This window comes from Chryseobacterium sp. CG10_8, assembly GCF_058117085.1.
The window spans coordinates 1-15,727 of sequence record NZ_JBYVEB010000014.1 but is presented as its reverse complement, the minus strand read 5'-3'; the positions used below and the strand labels follow the sequence as shown (position 1 = coordinate 15,727).

17 protein-coding genes are annotated in these 15,727 nt (G+C 36.9%); 7 read left to right on the top strand and 10 right to left on the bottom strand.

Annotated features, from left to right (window positions below; all coding sequences use genetic code 11):
• Positions 1 to 22: 22 nt before the first annotated feature.
• From tsaE to AC4AGG_RS04265, 5 genes are all read left to right on the top strand, one after another.
• Positions 23 to 430 carry a tRNA (adenosine(37)-N6)-threonylcarbamoyltransferase complex ATPase subunit type 1 TsaE gene (gene tsaE, locus AC4AGG_RS04285; RefSeq protein WP_489770748.1) on the top strand — a complete coding sequence of 136 codons (408 nt, stop codon included), beginning with the start codon at positions 23 to 25 and terminating at the stop codon, positions 428 to 430.
• Between the two features lie 35 nt (positions 431 to 465).
• Complete coding sequence (locus AC4AGG_RS04280; RefSeq protein WP_489770747.1) at positions 466 to 1,659, top strand: alanine dehydrogenase; 1,194 nt, start codon at positions 466 to 468, stop codon at positions 1,657 to 1,659.
• 9 nt (positions 1,660 to 1,668) lie between these two features.
• Positions 1,669 to 2,043 (top strand): hypothetical protein, encoded by a 375-nt coding sequence (locus tag AC4AGG_RS04275; RefSeq protein ID WP_489770746.1) that lies wholly within the window; start codon positions 1,669 to 1,671, stop codon positions 2,041 to 2,043.
• Complete coding sequence (locus AC4AGG_RS04270) at positions 2,044 to 2,886, top strand: prephenate dehydrogenase (RefSeq protein WP_489770745.1); 843 nt, start codon at positions 2,044 to 2,046, stop codon at positions 2,884 to 2,886.
• Between the two features lie 154 nt (positions 2,887 to 3,040).
• Complete coding sequence (locus tag AC4AGG_RS04265) at positions 3,041 to 3,907, top strand: sigma-70 family RNA polymerase sigma factor (RefSeq protein ID WP_297984577.1); 867 nt, start codon at positions 3,041 to 3,043, stop codon at positions 3,905 to 3,907.
• Between the two features lie 51 nt (positions 3,908 to 3,958).
• On the opposite strand, the gene AC4AGG_RS04260 is transcribed toward AC4AGG_RS04265, so the two are convergent.
• Together AC4AGG_RS04260 and ytxJ are read right to left on the bottom strand one after the other, a co-directional pair.
• Positions 3,959 to 4,549: a Crp/Fnr family transcriptional regulator gene (locus AC4AGG_RS04260; RefSeq protein ID WP_489770744.1), complete on the bottom strand. Its 591-nt coding sequence runs from the start codon at positions 4,547 to 4,549 to the stop codon at positions 3,959 to 3,961.
• Between the two features lie 5 nt (positions 4,550 to 4,554).
• Positions 4,555 to 4,926 carry a bacillithiol system redox-active protein YtxJ gene (gene ytxJ, locus AC4AGG_RS04255; protein ID WP_489770743.1) on the bottom strand — a complete coding sequence of 124 codons (372 nt, stop codon included), beginning with the start codon at positions 4,924 to 4,926 and terminating at the stop codon, positions 4,555 to 4,557.
• A 111-nt stretch (positions 4,927 to 5,037) separates the two neighbouring features.
• Here ytxJ and pncA point away from each other — a divergent pair, with 111 nt between their 5' ends.
• A complete protein-coding gene (gene pncA, locus AC4AGG_RS04250; RefSeq protein WP_489770742.1) occupies positions 5,038 to 5,643 on the top strand; it encodes a bifunctional nicotinamidase/pyrazinamidase in 606 nt (201 codons plus the stop codon).
• A gap of 68 nt (positions 5,644 to 5,711) precedes the next feature.
• Positions 5,712 to 6,116 carry an NUMOD4 domain-containing protein gene (locus AC4AGG_RS04245; protein WP_489770741.1) on the top strand — a complete coding sequence of 135 codons (405 nt, stop codon included), beginning with the start codon at positions 5,712 to 5,714 and terminating at the stop codon, positions 6,114 to 6,116.
• A gap of 45 nt (positions 6,117 to 6,161) precedes the next feature.
• Here AC4AGG_RS04245 and AC4AGG_RS04240 read toward each other — a convergent pair whose 3' ends face one another.
• The 8 genes from AC4AGG_RS04240 to AC4AGG_RS04205 form a co-directional block, all read right to left on the bottom strand.
• Complete coding sequence (locus AC4AGG_RS04240; RefSeq protein WP_489770740.1) at positions 6,162 to 9,359, bottom strand: efflux RND transporter permease subunit; 3,198 nt, start codon at positions 9,357 to 9,359, stop codon at positions 6,162 to 6,164.
• Positions 9,360 to 9,366: 7 nt separating this feature from the next.
• Entirely contained in the window at positions 9,367 to 10,428 is a 1,062-nt protein-coding gene (locus tag AC4AGG_RS04235; RefSeq protein ID WP_489770739.1) for an efflux RND transporter periplasmic adaptor subunit, read from the bottom strand.
• Positions 10,429 to 10,435: 7 nt separating this feature from the next.
• Positions 10,436 to 11,815 (bottom strand): TolC family protein, encoded by a 1,380-nt coding sequence (locus AC4AGG_RS04230; protein WP_489770738.1) that lies wholly within the window; start codon positions 11,813 to 11,815, stop codon positions 10,436 to 10,438.
• Positions 11,816 to 11,831: 16 nt separating this feature from the next.
• Entirely contained in the window at positions 11,832 to 12,425 is a 594-nt protein-coding gene (locus AC4AGG_RS04225; protein ID WP_489770737.1) for a TetR/AcrR family transcriptional regulator, read from the bottom strand.
• Positions 12,426 to 12,513: 88 nt separating this feature from the next.
• Positions 12,514 to 13,281 carry a class I SAM-dependent methyltransferase gene (locus AC4AGG_RS04220; protein WP_489770736.1) on the bottom strand — a complete coding sequence of 256 codons (768 nt, stop codon included), beginning with the start codon at positions 13,279 to 13,281 and terminating at the stop codon, positions 12,514 to 12,516.
• Positions 13,281 to 14,090: a type I methionyl aminopeptidase gene (gene map / locus AC4AGG_RS04215; RefSeq protein WP_489770735.1), complete on the bottom strand. Its 810-nt coding sequence runs from the start codon at positions 14,088 to 14,090 to the stop codon at positions 13,281 to 13,283. The genes AC4AGG_RS04220 and map overlap by 1 nt, the downstream gene beginning before the upstream one ends.
• 79 nt (positions 14,091 to 14,169) lie before the next feature.
• Positions 14,170 to 14,601 (bottom strand): BT0820 family HAD-type phosphatase, encoded by a 432-nt coding sequence (locus AC4AGG_RS04210; RefSeq protein WP_489770734.1) that lies wholly within the window; start codon positions 14,599 to 14,601, stop codon positions 14,170 to 14,172.
• 90 nt (positions 14,602 to 14,691) lie between these two features.
• Positions 14,692 to 15,672 (bottom strand): acyl-ACP desaturase, encoded by a 981-nt coding sequence (locus tag AC4AGG_RS04205; protein WP_489770733.1) that lies wholly within the window; start codon positions 15,670 to 15,672, stop codon positions 14,692 to 14,694.
• Positions 15,673 to 15,727: the final 55 nt, after the last annotated feature.

Here is a 15,727-nt window from a genome sequence, read left to right as displayed (position 1 = left end):
GAAATTTGAGTAATTTTGCAACATGAAAATGCAAGTTCCAACAGAAAAAGATTGGCAACAGATAGTTGAAGCCATTCTTCCTCAACTGAAACATAACATCCTTTTGTTAAAAGGAAATCTTGGTGCTGGAAAAACAACATTCACCCAATTTTTATTAAGAGAAATGGGGAGTACAGATGAAGTCTCCTCTCCGACCTACGCCATTGTAAACGAATATATCACGCCGAAAGGCAATGTTTTTCACTTCGACCTTTACCGATTAAAAAATATTAATGAAGCTTTTGATATCGGTATCGAAGAATATTTGGAAGGAGGCTACCTTTCGATTATCGAGTGGCCAGAAATCTACGAATCCGAACTCAAAAACTGGGATTATCACGAAATCACCATCGAACATGACGGAGATTCCAGAACATTGCATTTTGTGTAAGGTAATTTTTTATCTTTGCAACTTAACTGTAAACAATGGGAAACTCACCAATCTTTACCCCTTTTTCCGAAACGGAACTGATGCCAACTGAAGAAAAACTAGAAGTTGTAAAAAAAGGCAAAAAATTCAGCATCGGGATTCCAAAGGAAACCTGTCTTAATGAGAGAAGAACATGCATCACACCTGATGCAGTACAAGTTCTTACAGATCACGGACATGAAATTTTCATTGAAAAAGACGCAGGAAAAAGTTCCTTTTTTACCGATTTACAGTATGCAGAAGCAGGGGCAAAAATTACAGATGACCCCAAAGTTGCTTTTGGACAAGATATTGTCCTAAAAATCAACCCTCCAACAACAGAGGAAATCCAGTATCTAAAGTGTAATTCCTACTTGGTATCTGCTCTTCAGATCAACTTGAGAGACTCTGATTACTTCAAGCAACTTGCTGAAAAGAAAGTCAACGCTATTGCTTTTGAATTTATTTTAGACGAATACAAGCAATTGGCTTTAGTAAGGATGATTGGTGAAATTGCGGGAAACATTTCGATCCTTTATGCAAGTGAACTTTTAGCCCTTTCCAATGGATTAATGCTTGGAGGAATTACGGGTGTTAGACCTGCAGAAGTCCTCATTATCGGAGCAGGAATCGTCGGCGAATACGCATCAAAGGCTGCACTAGGGCTTGGAGCCAGTGTTAGAGTATTTGACAATTCCCTTTCTAAGTTGAGAAGACTTCAGACCGTAGTTGATGGTAGAATCCCCACTTCAATTATAGACCCAAAAGAATTAAAAAAAGCTTTGAGAAGAGCAGATGTGGTGATTGGTGCACTTCCAACGATGAACAGAACTCCAATTGTAAGTGAGGAGATGGTAATGAGGATGAAGAAAGGGAGCGTCATATTGGATATATCAATTGACAATGGTAAGATATTCGAAACTTCGGAGCTTACAACAATGGAAAATCCATTTTTTATCAAACACGATATCGTGCATTGTGGGTTACCTAATATCACGTCGAAAATGCCTAGAACAACCACCAAGGCTATTTCTAACTTTTTCCTATCCTATCTTCTTAACTATGATGAAGAAGGCGGTTTGGAAAATATGCTTTTGCGCAAAAACCATCTGAAACCAGGTTTGTATATGTACAAAGGCAGACACACTAACAAATCAATTTGTGATCGATTCGATTTGACCTATCACGATATTAATTTACTTATTTTTTAATCAATTTCAATGTTAAGAAAACTGAAATTCTATCTTATCGGGGTAATTCCTGGACTCATTATTGTGTTTTTTATTTTGAACAAAAAAGGCGCAAGCTGCAGTGGATATCTCCCGAATTCGAGAGTAATTGCCGAAACATTGAGCAAAGATCTTGAGTACACCCCTACTTTTTCTCAGGAGATGAAACTCAATAACGTCAATGAGAAATTTCTCAAAGACAGTATTATTATGGGTGGATACGTTGATTTTGATAAAAGTCATGCGCAGAAAAAACCTTGCCCTGACTATCTTTTGCAATACCCAAAAGAAAATCCACAATACATTATCACTTTCGAAAAGTGTGAAGAAAATGCAAAATTTTTGACACTTAAAAAATTGAGATAAATGAATATTACCCTTATCGGAGTCGGACTCATTGGAGGTTCCATTGCGTTAAAGCTTAGAAAAAAAAATTTTGTCACGCATATTTTCGGTGTTGACAACAATCCTCAACATCTAGAAAAAGCCTTAAACTTAGGAATCATCGACCAATCAGTGACTTTAGAAGAAGGTATTTCTCAATCTGACTTGATCATTCTTGCTATTCCAGCAAGTATCGTTAAAGACTTGCTTCCAAAAATTCTAGATCAAGTGACAAAATCTCAAACAGTAGTTGATGTAAGTTCAACCAAATTTGAAATTTTAGAAAACATCAAAAATCACCCAATGAGAAGCCGCTTTGTGGCATTTCATCCCATGTGGGGAACTGAAAACTCTGGTCCAGAAGCAGCAACTTCAGAAAGCTTTTTGGGCAAAGCTGCCGTCATTTGTGATCAAGAAAATTCGGATGTGGATGCGTTAGAAGTTGTCAAAAATTTAACTTCACAATTAGAGATGCACCCTATCTATATGTCTGGTAAAGACCATGATATTCACACCGCTTACATTTCGCACATCTCCCACATCACTTCTTACGCCCTCGCCAATACTGTTTTGGAAAAAGAAAAAGAAGAGGACACCATTTTTCAGCTGGCGAGTTCTGGTTTTTCCAGTACTGTTCGATTGGCAAAGTCGCATCCAGAAATGTGGGTTCCAATCTTCAAACAAAATAAGGAAAATGTTTTGGATGTTTTGAACGAACATATTACGCAGTTAAGGAAATTTAAATCCGCTTTGGAGAAAGAGAACTGGGAATTTCTAGAAGAACTCATTGTCAACGCCAATAAAATAAGGGAAATTCTAAAATAAATAGGAGAATTACTACCCTCTATTTCAATTTTTGTGAAGTAAAACGAAAATTCTTTTCAAAAATAAATCATCTATTTCCGAAATATTTGTAACCTTTGGCAAAGTTGCTTCGTATATGTAAGTACAGTTCGAAAAAAAATCGAGACATTTATAAATGAGACAACTTAAAATTACTAAACAGGTTACCAACAGGGAAACCGCCTCACTCGACAAGTATTTACAAGAAATTGGAAAAGTTGACCTAATCACCGCAGACGAAGAAGTAGAATTAGCACAGCGTATTCGCGCTGGAGACAGAGCAGCTTTGGAAAAATTAATCAAAGCCAATCTTCGTTTCGTTGTTTCGGTTTCTAAACAATATCAAAATCAAGGTTTATCTCTTCCAGATTTGATTAACGAGGGAAATCTCGGATTGATGAAAGCTGCCAAAAGATACGATGAAACCAGAGGTTTCAAATTTATTTCGTATGCTGTATGGTGGATTCGTCAGTCTATTTTACAAGCTTTAGCAGAACAATCTAGGATTGTACGTCTTCCGCTTAACAAAATTGGTTCTATCAACAAAATCAATAAAGCGTATGCTCACTTAGAGCAAGAAAACGAAAGACCACCTTCTCCTGAAGAATTGGCTGAAGTTTTGGATATGAGCGAAGAAGACATCAAGGAATCTATGAAAAACAGCGGAAGACACCTTTCTATGGATGCGCCGTTGGTTGAAGGAGAAGATTCTAACTTGTATGACGTACTTCGTTCTGGAGAGTCTCCAAGTCCAGATAAAGACTTGATGTTGGAATCACTTCAAATCGAAATCGAAAGAGCATTACAAACTTTGACTCCAAGAGAAGCTGATTTGGTAAGATTGTACTTCGGTCTTAATGGGAAACACCCAATGACTTTGGAAGAAATTGGAGAAACATTCGACTTGACGAGAGAGCGTGTAAGACAGATTAAGGAAAAAGCAATCAAAAGATTGAAACACAATACGAGAAGCAAAATCTTGAAATCGTATTTGGGTAAATAATTTCTTTAGGTAACAACATTTAAAAGGAATCCAGTTTGGATTCCTTTTTTTTTATGAAGTTTTAAAATTTTTCTTGGCCAATTCTTTTCTTACCCTACTCAAACTTTCGGGAGTAATTCCAAGATAAGAAGCGACCATCCATTGCGGGACTCGAAGCAAAATATCGGGATACATCTTGATGAAATTCATGTATCTTTCTTCCGCTGTTTCTGCAAGCAAAGAATTGACTCGATTCTGAAGATTCTTGATATGTTTCTGAAGCAACAAGTCATTATTACCCAACGTTTTCGGAAACTCATTGGACATATTTTGAAAAAAATCACTCTTTAACAATAGGATTTCTGAATCTTCAACTGCTTCAATAAAATATTTAGACTTTTCATTGAAGTAAAGCGAACTTCTATCCGAAATAAGCCACTTCTCAGGCGCAAACTGGATAATATGCTCCTTCCCGTTCTTGTCAATGGAATACATCCTTAACAATCCCTTTTCTACAAAGAAAGTGTATTCGCAAATTTCTCCTTCTCTTAAAAGAAACTCGTTCTTCGAAACGGTTTTCGCCACATAAAAATTGCTGCAGGCTGAGACCGCATCTTTGGGAATCTCCAAAACTTCTGACAGATAAATTTCTATATTTTCCATATTTTTTATACCAATTGTAGGCTTATACTTTCATGAGAAGCATCTGCTATTGATTTTCCATTTTCGAGAACAATCATTTGAGGACTTTCGTGATGAATCCCAAACTCTTCCGAAATACGATTAGAAAAAGGTCGATAATTCAACAGATCCAAATAATAAAACTTGTAATCTGCATCACTGTTTTCGATTTCCTTTTCAAAATTTTTCAAAACAGATTTACTGATAAAACATCGGGTAGAATGTTTGAAGATCACAACTTTATTTTGAAATGAAGCTTCAATAGCCTTATCCAAAGCCTCTTCCGAATCGATAACATTCCAAAAAGCAGGCAATTGTCCACCTTCCGAACTTCCAAAAATTGAATCTAAAAATCCCATAGTATCTGATTTTGTCCAAAAGAATTATAGTTGGTAACTCTTTTAGAAATTATGTTTTGTAAATTTACGACTTTAAAATAGGAACAAATTTATTCAAATAAAAAATAGTAAATGAAAAAAGCGCTTATTGTTGTTGATGTTCAGAACGATTTTTGCCAAGGAGGTGCTCTCGAAGTCCCCAACGCTAACGAAATCATTCCATTTGTTAATCTCTTAATAGATAGAAATAATTACGATCAAATTGTCTTTACTCAGGATTGGCACCCTGCAAATCACAAAAGTTTTGCATCTACCAACGGAAAAAAAGTGGGAGAAACCATATTATTGAACGGTCTTCCCCAATTTATGTGGCCAGATCATTGTGTCCAAGGAAGCTTCGGAGCGGAGTTTCATAAAGATTTGAAAATCGAAAAAGCTACCCACATTATCCAAAAAGGAACCCACGTGGATATTGACAGCTATAGTGGATTTCAGGATAATAACCATTTCATAAAAACAGGATTGGAGGATTTTTTGAAATTTCACGACATAGAATTGGTCGAAATTGTTGGTCTCGCATTGGATTATTGTGTTAAATACACTTGTATTGATGCCGTTAATGCTGGATTTATTACTTGCCTGCACTTTAGTGGGACTCGTGCTGTTAATGTAAAACCTGAAAATGGTAAAGATGCCATCTACGAAATGTTGCAAAAAGGAGTTACGATTTTAGCTTAGTCAAAAGAGAGGTCTAGAAATTTTATTATATAAGCTGCAAGTTATTAAATATTAAAAAACATCTACTCATGAAAGAAATTTGGAAAAAGTATCATGAATTTGATTACGAAGTATCAAATCATGGTAGAGTGAGACGCTGTGGAAGAGAGACTCTATTGAAAACAAGGTTGAGTCGAGGATTTACAGCGCAAGTTACTTTCTCAAAAACCATTAATAAAATCAATACGGTTAAAAGCTTCAGTGTTGCTCACTTGGTTGCAGAATTATTTTTGCCAGAACCAGAAGAAGGTAAAAAAATACTACATCATATTGATAAAAAAGCGGCTAACAACAAAGCCAATAACCTTCAGTGGATTACACGTGAAGAATGGAATACGATCAATAGAAAAATGATTGATAAAAGAACCCGACTTTCCCTGAAAGTACGAAGTGAAAATATCGCTAAAAAGAAAAAAACGGACAACACGAAATAAACAAAAACGGCACTTCTCTGGAAGTGCCGTTTTATTAAATATGTTTTACAACATATCATCATCGATATGTTTCGGAGTATATCCGTCCTCACTTAATTCGCGGTGAACGTAATCAGCCTTCATTTCGGCATCGTAATCCACTTTAATATCTTTACCAAATCTTCTCAATATCGAATCAAATATCGAATATACCACTGGTACGATAATCAATGTCAAGAATAAAGAGGAAGTCAAACCTCCAATAACTACCCAAGCTAGACCTTTGTTCATCTCTGCTCCTGCTCCTTCTGCTAAAGCGATCGGCAACATACCAAAAATCATCGCAATAGTTGTCATCAAGATTGGACGAAGACGAGCGTGATTAGCTTGAACCAAAGCGTCATGCGTACTTGCTCCTGCTGCTTTTCTCATATTGGTAAAATCGACAATCAAAATCGCATTTTTCGCCACCAAACCAATCAACATGATCATCCCTAACATGGTGAAAATATTCAAAGAGTTACCAGTTAAAGCTAGGATTAGCATTACTCCAATTAACGCCAATGGAATAGAGAATAATACCACAAAAGGATATACAAAACTATCATACAATGATACCATTACCAAGTAAACCAAAACGATAGCCGCCAATAAAGCGATACCTAAAGTACCAAATCCTTCTTCCTGATTTTCCATATCTCCACCCCACAGATAGTTAACACCCGCAGGCTTTTTATCCGATGTCATGAATTGGTCAGCCCATTCTTGAGCTACGGTCCCCACTGGTCGTCCTACTGCTTTTGCTAAAACTTTTACCGCTGGAGCTTTGTCTCTACGTTGAAGTAAACTCGGTCCAGAACCCATTTCAACATCGGCAAACTGACTTAGACGGACCTGTTCGCCTTTATTATTTGTAAAAATCAAATTCCTTACGTCATCAATAGATTTTCTATCGTTGTCTGCAAAACGAATGTTGATATCGTATTCGTACTCTCCTGCCTTGAATTTACCATCAGTATTTCCGCTAAATGCAGTCTGCATCGTCTGACCAACAGTCGCCAAATTCAGTCCCAAAGCTGCCATTTTATCTCTATTGATACTCACCTGAACTTCTGGACTACCAGTATCTGTAGATAATTCTGCATCAACTGCACCTGGAACTTTTTTCAATAAAGCTAAAATTCGGTTCGCTTCTTTATTTGCAGTTTCGTTATCAGGAGCCGTTACTGTTAATTCCACTGGTGCGTTTTCAGCACCCATAATTCCAATTGGTGCAGTTTTGAATTCAACTCCCGTGAATTTTTCTTCTAAGGCTCTTTTAATTTTTGCCGCTTTAATATTGGTGTTATCTGGACGTTTTGATTTATCAACCAAAATAACCTGAACTTCCGATTGATATGGCGTAGACTGTGCTCCACCAAAACCGTTAGATTGTTGACCAACCGTCGTAATCATATTGAGAACATCCTTATCTCCTCTAAGGAATTTTTCAACTTCAAGTGTAATTTGGTTACTTTTTTCAATGGTGGCATCTTTAGGCAATTCCATTTGTACCAAAAACTGTCCGCGGTCCATTCCTGGGAAGAATTCGCCTCCGATATAACCTGCTCCAACCAACCCGAAAGAAGAAATTAAAACCATGAAAGTTATAACCACCGTCAACACTCTTCTTAAAGTGGTCTTAAGACACCACTCTAAAATATCTGTAATCCAATGGGTGAATGCGTCAATCATTCTTTCGAACCATAGAATAAATTTCTCAAATGGATTTTTCCCAGTTAAGTGGGTTAATTTTCCAAATCTTGAAGATAACCATGGAATAATCGTAAAGGAAGCCAATAAGGATAGCATCGTTGCAATAACTACCGTGACACAAAACTGTGCTAAAATATTTGCTACCAAACCAGAACTCATCGCAATTGGTAAGAATACTACTACAATTACCAAAGTAATCGCCGATACCGTAAATCCAATCTCCGAAGCTCCATCATAGGCTGCTCTTATTTTGCCTTTACCCATCTCCATATGTCGATAGATGTTCTCAAGCACAACAATCGCATCATCCACCAAGATACCAACAACAAGGGAAAGCCCTAATAATGACATCAAGTTAAGGGTGTAGCCCATCAAATTCATTCCAATAAATGTTGCAATCAATGACATTGGAATCGAAATCATTACGATAAATGCGTTTCTAACTGAATGCAAGAACAACAACATCACGATTGCCACTAACACAATTGCAAGAAACAAGTCAAAAATAACGTGGTCAGCTGACTCTAATGTAAATTCGGTGGAGTCATCAACGATATTTAGTTTTATGCCTTGCTGTACGTAGTCTTTTTGCACTTTCTCTATTGTCTTTCTAACGCTTTCCGAAACAGCAACCGCATTAGCATCAGTTTGCTTTTTAACTTGAAGCAAAATGGTTGGCTTTTGATTATATCGTGCTATCTTATCTGCGTCCTTTTGAGTGTCGAAAACGGTTGCAACATCAGATAATCTCACCTGTGCTCCACTGATATCAGAAATCACCAAGTTATTAAGTTCTTCTACTGTCTTGTACTTACCAGAAATACGAATGGTAGACCGACTTGTTCTTGTTTTGATATTCCCTGTTGGGAAATCCAAATTAGAAGACAAAATCGCCTGTTGAACTTGGCCAATTGACAATCCGTAACCTTCTAATTTTTTATCATCGATATTAACTTTGATCTCTCTTTCTTGTCCTCCAACAAGATCCACTTCCGCTACACCATTTACTCTCGAAAAGACAGGCTGAATCTTCTTATCAAGAAGGTCATACAACTCCTTATCATTGAGTTTGTCACTCGAAATACTCATCGTGATGATCGGTAAATCATCCAAAGAGAATTTATTAAGAGAAGGCGCATCAACATCTTCTGGCAAATCACCGAGAATCGCATTCACCTTTCTTTGGGCGTCGTTCAAGATATTATCAACATCAGCTCCGTCATTTAACTGAATCATCACTACCGAAAGACTTTCGTATGATGAAGCTTCCACTTTTTTGACATCTTCTAACGCTCCAACTGCATCTTCAATTTTTCTAGTTACCGAGGTTTCTACCTCACTTGGTGATGCACCAGGATAAACAGTAGAAATGGTAATGATATTAACTTCGAATTTCGGAATCAATTCATACCCCATCATCGAATAACTAAGCAAACCACCCAAAGTCAATATCGTAAAGAGTACGATGATTAACGTGGGCCTTTTTATGGATATTTCTGCTAACTTCATAAATCCACTACTTTATAATATTAATTTTGGACCCATTATCAAGGTTAATCTGACCGCTTGTCACGACTTGTTCTCCTTCCTTCAATCCACTTAAAATCTCAACTTTGTCTCCATACACTCTTCCAACTCCAACTTTAACCAATTTGGCAACGCCGTTCTGAACTACAAAGATTTCTCCGGCACTTACTCCATTAACAAAAGATGAAGCTGGGACGGTCAACATCGCTTTTGTCTCGCTTCCACCATTGGTTTTGAAAAGAGCTGTACCATACATCCCTGCTTTTAGCTTTCCGTTGTTAGCTACTTCTATTTCCACAGGGAAATTAAGAGAAGCGTCACTTTTAGGAGCGATAAATGTAATTCGACCAGAGAAAGTATCGTCAGGAAGAACGTTGACATTGATGCTCACATTCTGACCAATTTGGATTTTTCCAACTTGACTTTCGTCCACCAAAACTAAAAGTTTCAGTGAGTTGATATTAACGATATCAAACATTGGTGTTCCTGGTGCCACTACAGAACCCGGTTCAATCATTCTTTTATTAACAATTCCTGGAATTGTTGCTTTAACGTAAGTATCATTAACTCTAATATTTTGCGCTCTAACAGCAGCTTGGGCATTCTTCAATTGCAAACGAGAATGATCCAATTGCTGCTTGGTCACACCACCCGTTTTATAAGCATTTTCATATCGTTGATTGTCAATAATTGCATTTTGTAACGTATTATTGGCTTGCGTCATATCGACTTCGATTGCATCTTTTTTAATAATCGCGAGAACTTGTCCAACACCAACTCTAGAACCTTCGTCAACCATTACTCTTGTCACTCTTCCCGCAATTTCTGATGGGAAAGACAATTCTTGTTTTGGGATAAAATTACCATTGGCAAGGTAATCCGTGTTGATTTCTTCGTATTTTGTCGTTAGTACGTTAACATTAACCTTATCCACTTGCTTTGCAACTTCAGCAACCTCAGCGGTTTGTTTTTCTTTGTTTCCAGTAATTTTCCAAGCTGCAAGTCCGATTAATACAGCAGCGATAACGATATATATAAGCGTCTTTTTCATGTGTTAATTAATTTTTTGGTTGAACTAATGTGGTGAGTAATCCTTTTGATTTTATGACTTTGATTTCTGCACTTTTATACTCTAATAAAGCAGTTGCATAATTTTGCTTGGCTTGTGTCAATGCATTATCCGAGTCCAAAACTTCAGTTAAATTAGCCAAACCATATTGATAATTGGACTGAGTATTTTTCTGAACTTTCTCTGCTAGAGCCACATTATCTTTCATGTTTTCAAGATTAATCAATGAGTTCTCTAGATTAGAAACCGAATTTCTGTATTCTAAATCCAATGCTAACTCCGTATTATTAATATCTTGTTGAAGACTTTGGATGTCAATTTCAGCCTGTTGAATTCTAGATTTGGTCGCTCCTCCTGTAAAAATTGGAATATTAATATTAAGTCCAATACTCGCAAAGTCACTCCAGTTAACACCGTTATTGGCACCGTTCACCCATGGAAACTTGCTTCCTGTGCCGTACCAACCATAATTACCTTGCAAACCAACAGTTGGATAAAGATAGGCTTCGGTTGCTTTTTTGTTAAGTTGCAAAAGTTCTTTTTGCTTTTTTAGAACTTTCATTTCAGAACGATTTTCAAGGTCAACTCCTTCAGCAATCAATTGTTCATTAGGCTCGATATCTTCGTCGTTAAGTGCAATCTGTGTCGAGATTGGAACTCCCATATAGAATTTAAGAGTATTTTGCGTAATTTCAACCGCATTAATCAACCTCTGTCTTGTTGCGGCAATATTGGTCAATTGTACTGTCGTTCTGTCTAAGTCAATGGGTTTTGCAAGACCATTATCAACCAAACTTTTGATAACATTTCTGACCTTCTCCATATTCTTATAACTTTCCTCTGCTGTTTGAAGGTTTTCCTTCTGAACAAATACATCATAGTACGCCAAAGCGACATTCTCTATAATCTGTTCATTGGTCAACTGCGCATTGAGAACATAGAATTCTCTCGTGGTTTCGGCAGCTTTAAGACCAGTAAAAACTCTTTGATCAAAGATGGTCTGCTGAACTGAAGCTGCAATCGTTGATGTCCATGGCTGCCCCATCTGAAGCAACATAGTTGTCGATTCACCAGTTTGACCGTTGGTCATCGTCAAAACATTCTGCTGAATCATAGGATTATATGTAAGTTGTGGACTTGCGTAGACTTGTGGCAACGCCCCTGCTTTCGCTTCCTTGATTTTGTATTCGGCTTTTTGAATTTCCAGAGATGCCTTTTGGGCTTCAGCCTTATTTTGAAGCGCCTGTGTGATGGCATCCTGCAAAGTCACCACCTGTTGTGCTTCTATAGCATTAACTCCAAAAATCATAAAAGCAGTTGCAATCCCAATCTTCAGCGGACTAGCAAGGTTTCGATTTTTGTTTCTCATTATTATTGTTTGTTTCTTATTTTTTAAAAAGTACATTAAGGATAATATCCCTTCTCTCGGAAATTAGCTGGTCGTATTCCGCCGCATCTAGATCAAAATTCTCCATAAGCAATGGCCTTGATGCACTTGGAAAAACGAGTAGTGAAATGAGATTTAGCAAAAATTGGAACGCTCCAACGTCCTCAATATTCCCGTTTTTAACTTCCTCTTTGTAAGCAGCATGAAAATACTCCATCATCTCTCCTTTTCCTTCCTTGAGAGGTTGACAATCCTGAGTGTTCATCTGAGAAACTATGTATGTTTCTAGGTAAGGATATTTGAGATTGGTTTGCAAACTTTTCTCTATAAACAGAGAAAGATTCTCCTTGAAAGTTAAATTATAATTAAGTACGTGCTGTGATTTCCCCTTCTCTACTTCAAGCGCTTCCTTGAAAACAATATCCATCAGCTTGTCTCGAGAACGGAAGTAATAGTTAATCAAAGTACGATTAACTCCAGCTTCATCAGCGATTTCCTGAGTCGTCGCATTAAAGCGACCTTGGACAAAAAGAAGGTTCTTCACCGTCTCTTTAATCAGCTTTTCGGTCTGTTCCTTATTTTGGTTTGACATTTTTGTTAAACAATTTCGTGCAAATGTATGTCAAACAAATGATTTAACAAAATTGTTAAATATGAAATTTAAGAAAAAATGAAAAAAATTATCTTTTGTTAACTACTGGGAGAATTTCGTTTTCCATAAGGCCAAATTTCTTTTGATCCTCCTTAGAAAACTTCTGAGAATAAAAAAGCTTTTGTGCATCAAAACCGACGCTTTCCAAACGATTAAAATAGTCCATTCCGTACCATCTCACATGATCATATTGACCAAAATGCTTTTGACGTTCCTTAGGATCAGTAATGCTAAAATCTTCATAGGTCACTTCCAGAGAGTTTTTCATGGGTACTTGTAGAATTCCCCACCCTCCTTTCTTCATTACCCGATATAATTCGGACATTGCTTTTCGATCATCCTGAATATGTTCTAAAACATGATTACAAAAAACAACATCAAATGACTCGTCCTCAAAAGGTAAATTTAAAATATCAGCTTTGACATCAACAATCGGAGAATATAAGTCAGCTGAAATGTAATCCAAATTCTTCATCTTCTTGAATTTTCTCAAGAATTCTTGCTCTGGTGCTATATGAAGAACTTTATAATTTTTAGTAAAAAAGTCGGTTTCATTCTGAAGGTAAAGCCACATTTGACGATGTCTTTCAAGGCTTAAAGTTCCTGGAGAAAGTGCATTTTCTCTTTGCTTTCCGTAACCATAAGGCAGAAATTTGCGATAAGATTTCCCATTGATAGGATCTACAAAGTGATCTCCTTTGAAGTAAAAGTCTGTAATTGGACGCATTGCAATACTGAAGTTAATCAGCATTGGTCTTGGCACTTTGTTCAGAAAAAATTTGGCTAATTTCTTCATCAAAAATCCAATTGAAATGGTTTTTCTTCGTCACTCACGATTCCAAGCGCGTCATAGATATATTGATAGGTTGACAACAATACTGGCTTTCCTCCGATAATGGTCACGTCATGCTCGAAATGAGCTGATGGTTTGTTATCCAAAGTTGTTACAGTCCATCCATCTTTATGGAATTTTACCTTTTCGGTTCCCATATTAATCATAGGTTCTATGGCAAGAACAATTCCATCTTTCAAAACTTTTCCACTCCCTTTTCTTCCGTAGTTGGGAACTTGCGGATCTTCGTGCATCTTGCGACCCAAACCATGTCCTACCAATTCTCTTACTACACCATAACCTTCTTTCTCGCAATAAGTCTGGATGGCATTGGAAATGTCACCAACCCTTTTCCCACGAACACATTGTTCGATACCTTTGTATAAAGATTCTTTGGTAATTTTGAGTAATTTCTTGGTCTCCGCATTAACTTCTCCTACTTCGAAAGTGTAGGCATGATCACCATAAAATCCATGCATATAGGTTCCACAATCAACAGAAAGGATATCCCCATCTTCCAACGGAACGTCATTAGGAATCCCATGTACGACTTCAGTATTTGGAGAAATACACAAATTCTTTGGAAAACCATACATTCCTAAAAAGGCTGGTTCGGCACCGTGATCTCTGATAAACTCCCCTCCTAATTTGTCTAAATAATTAGTGGTCACTCCAGGTTTTATCTCTTTAGCCAACATTCCCAAAGTTTTGGAAACCAATTGAGCTGCCTCCTTCATTAATCGGAGTTCTTCTATAGTTTTTAGATGAATCATTTTTTTTGATTTTAGAACCAAGAGCCAAGAATCGAGACAAAAATATCTTGATGCTTGGCTCTTGTATCTTGGTTCAATATTACCAGAATAGCCCTTTTTTCTTTTCTCTTTTTAATTTAGAATAAGCTAAGACTTCTTTTCCTTCTACTCTGAATTCTATTTTTTCATTGATGATGTTATAGATCTCTCCCCAACCTGGAAAACCTCCCAAGTTTCTATCATCGATAAAGAGATCAGCATCAATTTTTCTTGATTGTGTTTTGTGATCGAAAACTTCCCCTTCAAAACTTGAATTAACAGCATAAAATTCGATTCCGTTTTTTTTACAGAATTCGACTGCTTCCTCTAAAGTTTTTCCAGATCGGTACGTCCAAAGAATCAATCTGTAACCTTCACTTTGAAGTTTCTTAAGCGTCTCGAATGCAAAGGTCATAGGTTTCCCAATTCCCGGATACGCATCCTGAACGATAGTTCCATCAAAATCAATTGCTAGTTTTTTGTTACTCCTCATCAATAAAAATTTTGTGTTTCGCAAAGATACAAATAAAAGGGATGATGCCAAAAAGCACCATCCCTCTCTCTATAAAAATATAAATCTAAATTAGGATCTCACCCATCGGAACTGATATTGCAAATCTGGAGTTGCAATTCTGTCCGTAATTTTTTGTAGTCTACTCGGAAGTTTCATCAAATATTCTTGCGCTTTCTGAGCTCTTTCTGTAAGTCCATCAATATGCTCAATCTTCCAATCATCTAATAACTCCTTCAGAATATCAATATAATCTTGTGCTGTGTAGACCATACATCTCTGCGCTGCATCAGAAAAATGACTCCACAATTCTCCTGCTTTTTGTCCGCTTTCTCTCATCAAATGCGCCGGCATCACAATTTTCTTCTTCATCATATCTTCGAATGCCAACATCATTTCAGACGGATCAAGTTCAAAAATTCTTTCTACAAAATTCTTATATGCCTTTGCGTGACGCGCCTCATCAGCTGCAATCACCGCACACATTTTTGCTAATTTTTTATTTCCCGTTTGCTTGGAAAAAGTACCTACTCTTCGGTGAGAAATATTAGTTGCTGTTTCCTGAAAACTGGTGTAGACAAAGTTTCTATAAGGATCCATTGAAGTACCTAAATCAAATCCATCTTGAATCAAATATTGAGTGGTAATCTCCATCTCCCTCATATTAACTCTTCCACAAAGATACAAATACTTGTTCAACAAATCTCCGTGTCTATTTTCCTCAGCAGTCCAAAATCTTACCCATTTTGCCCAACCATCTTCTCGGTCTTCCTGATTAATCCCATCAATCCCCATAATCCAACTTTCGTAACTTGGTAATGCTTCTTCTGTTATGCAATCACCAATTAAAGTAACGAAAACATCATAATCCATCTCTCTCGAAAAGGTCTGAATTTCCTCCAAATCATGCTTAAAATCTGCACTACTTGGATCTGGTAAGAAATCAGAAGGTTGCCAAATTTTCTCAACTGGCGTCAAATATTTTTCAATGAAGCCGTCAACCTCCTTGCTCATCGTCCTCATCACTTCGGATCTCACCAACTTGTCATACATAATTATTCTAATTTGTAGACAAATGTATTGAAAATATTATTTTAAACATAATATT

Bases quoted from the DNA above. Each gene is read 5' to 3' on its own strand.
- AC4AGG_RS04245 (WP_489770741.1), top strand. From the start codon at position 5,712: ATGAAAGAAATTTGGAAAAAGTATCATGAATTTGATTACGAAGTATCA.
- AC4AGG_RS04265 (WP_297984577.1), top strand. From the start codon at position 3,041: ATGAGACAACTTAAAATTACTAAACAGGTTACCAACAGGGAAACCGCC.
- AC4AGG_RS04205 (WP_489770733.1), bottom strand. From the start codon at position 15,672: ATGTATGACAAGTTGGTGAGATCCGAAGTGATGAGGACGATGAGCAAG.
- ytxJ (WP_489770743.1), bottom strand. From the start codon at position 4,926: ATGGGATTTTTAGATTCAATTTTTGGAAGTTCGGAAGGTGGACAATTG.
- AC4AGG_RS04225 (WP_489770737.1), bottom strand. From the start codon at position 12,425: ATGTCAAACCAAAATAAGGAACAGACCGAAAAGCTGATTAAAGAGACG.
- pncA (WP_489770742.1), top strand. From the start codon at position 5,038: ATGAAAAAAGCGCTTATTGTTGTTGATGTTCAGAACGATTTTTGCCAA.
- AC4AGG_RS04260 (WP_489770744.1), bottom strand. From the start codon at position 4,549: ATGGAAAATATAGAAATTTATCTGTCAGAAGTTTTGGAGATTCCCAAA.
- tsaE (WP_489770748.1), top strand. From the start codon at position 23: ATGAAAATGCAAGTTCCAACAGAAAAAGATTGGCAACAGATAGTTGAA.
- AC4AGG_RS04220 (WP_489770736.1), bottom strand. From the start codon at position 13,281: ATGAAGAAATTAGCCAAATTTTTTCTGAACAAAGTGCCAAGACCAATG.
- AC4AGG_RS04280 (WP_489770747.1), top strand. From the start codon at position 466: ATGGGAAACTCACCAATCTTTACCCCTTTTTCCGAAACGGAACTGATG.
- AC4AGG_RS04240 (WP_489770740.1), bottom strand. From the start codon at position 9,359: ATGAAGTTAGCAGAAATATCCATAAAAAGGCCCACGTTAATCATCGTA.
- AC4AGG_RS04210 (WP_489770734.1), bottom strand. From the start codon at position 14,601: ATGAGGAGTAACAAAAAACTAGCAATTGATTTTGATGGAACTATCGTT.
- AC4AGG_RS04270 (WP_489770745.1), top strand. From the start codon at position 2,044: ATGAATATTACCCTTATCGGAGTCGGACTCATTGGAGGTTCCATTGCG.
- map (WP_489770735.1), bottom strand. From the start codon at position 14,090: ATGATTCATCTAAAAACTATAGAAGAACTCCGATTAATGAAGGAGGCA.
- AC4AGG_RS04275 (WP_489770746.1), top strand. From the start codon at position 1,669: ATGTTAAGAAAACTGAAATTCTATCTTATCGGGGTAATTCCTGGACTC.
- AC4AGG_RS04235 (WP_489770739.1), bottom strand. From the start codon at position 10,428: ATGAAAAAGACGCTTATATATATCGTTATCGCTGCTGTATTAATCGGA.
- AC4AGG_RS04230 (WP_489770738.1), bottom strand. From the start codon at position 11,815: ATGAGAAACAAAAATCGAAACCTTGCTAGTCCGCTGAAGATTGGGATT.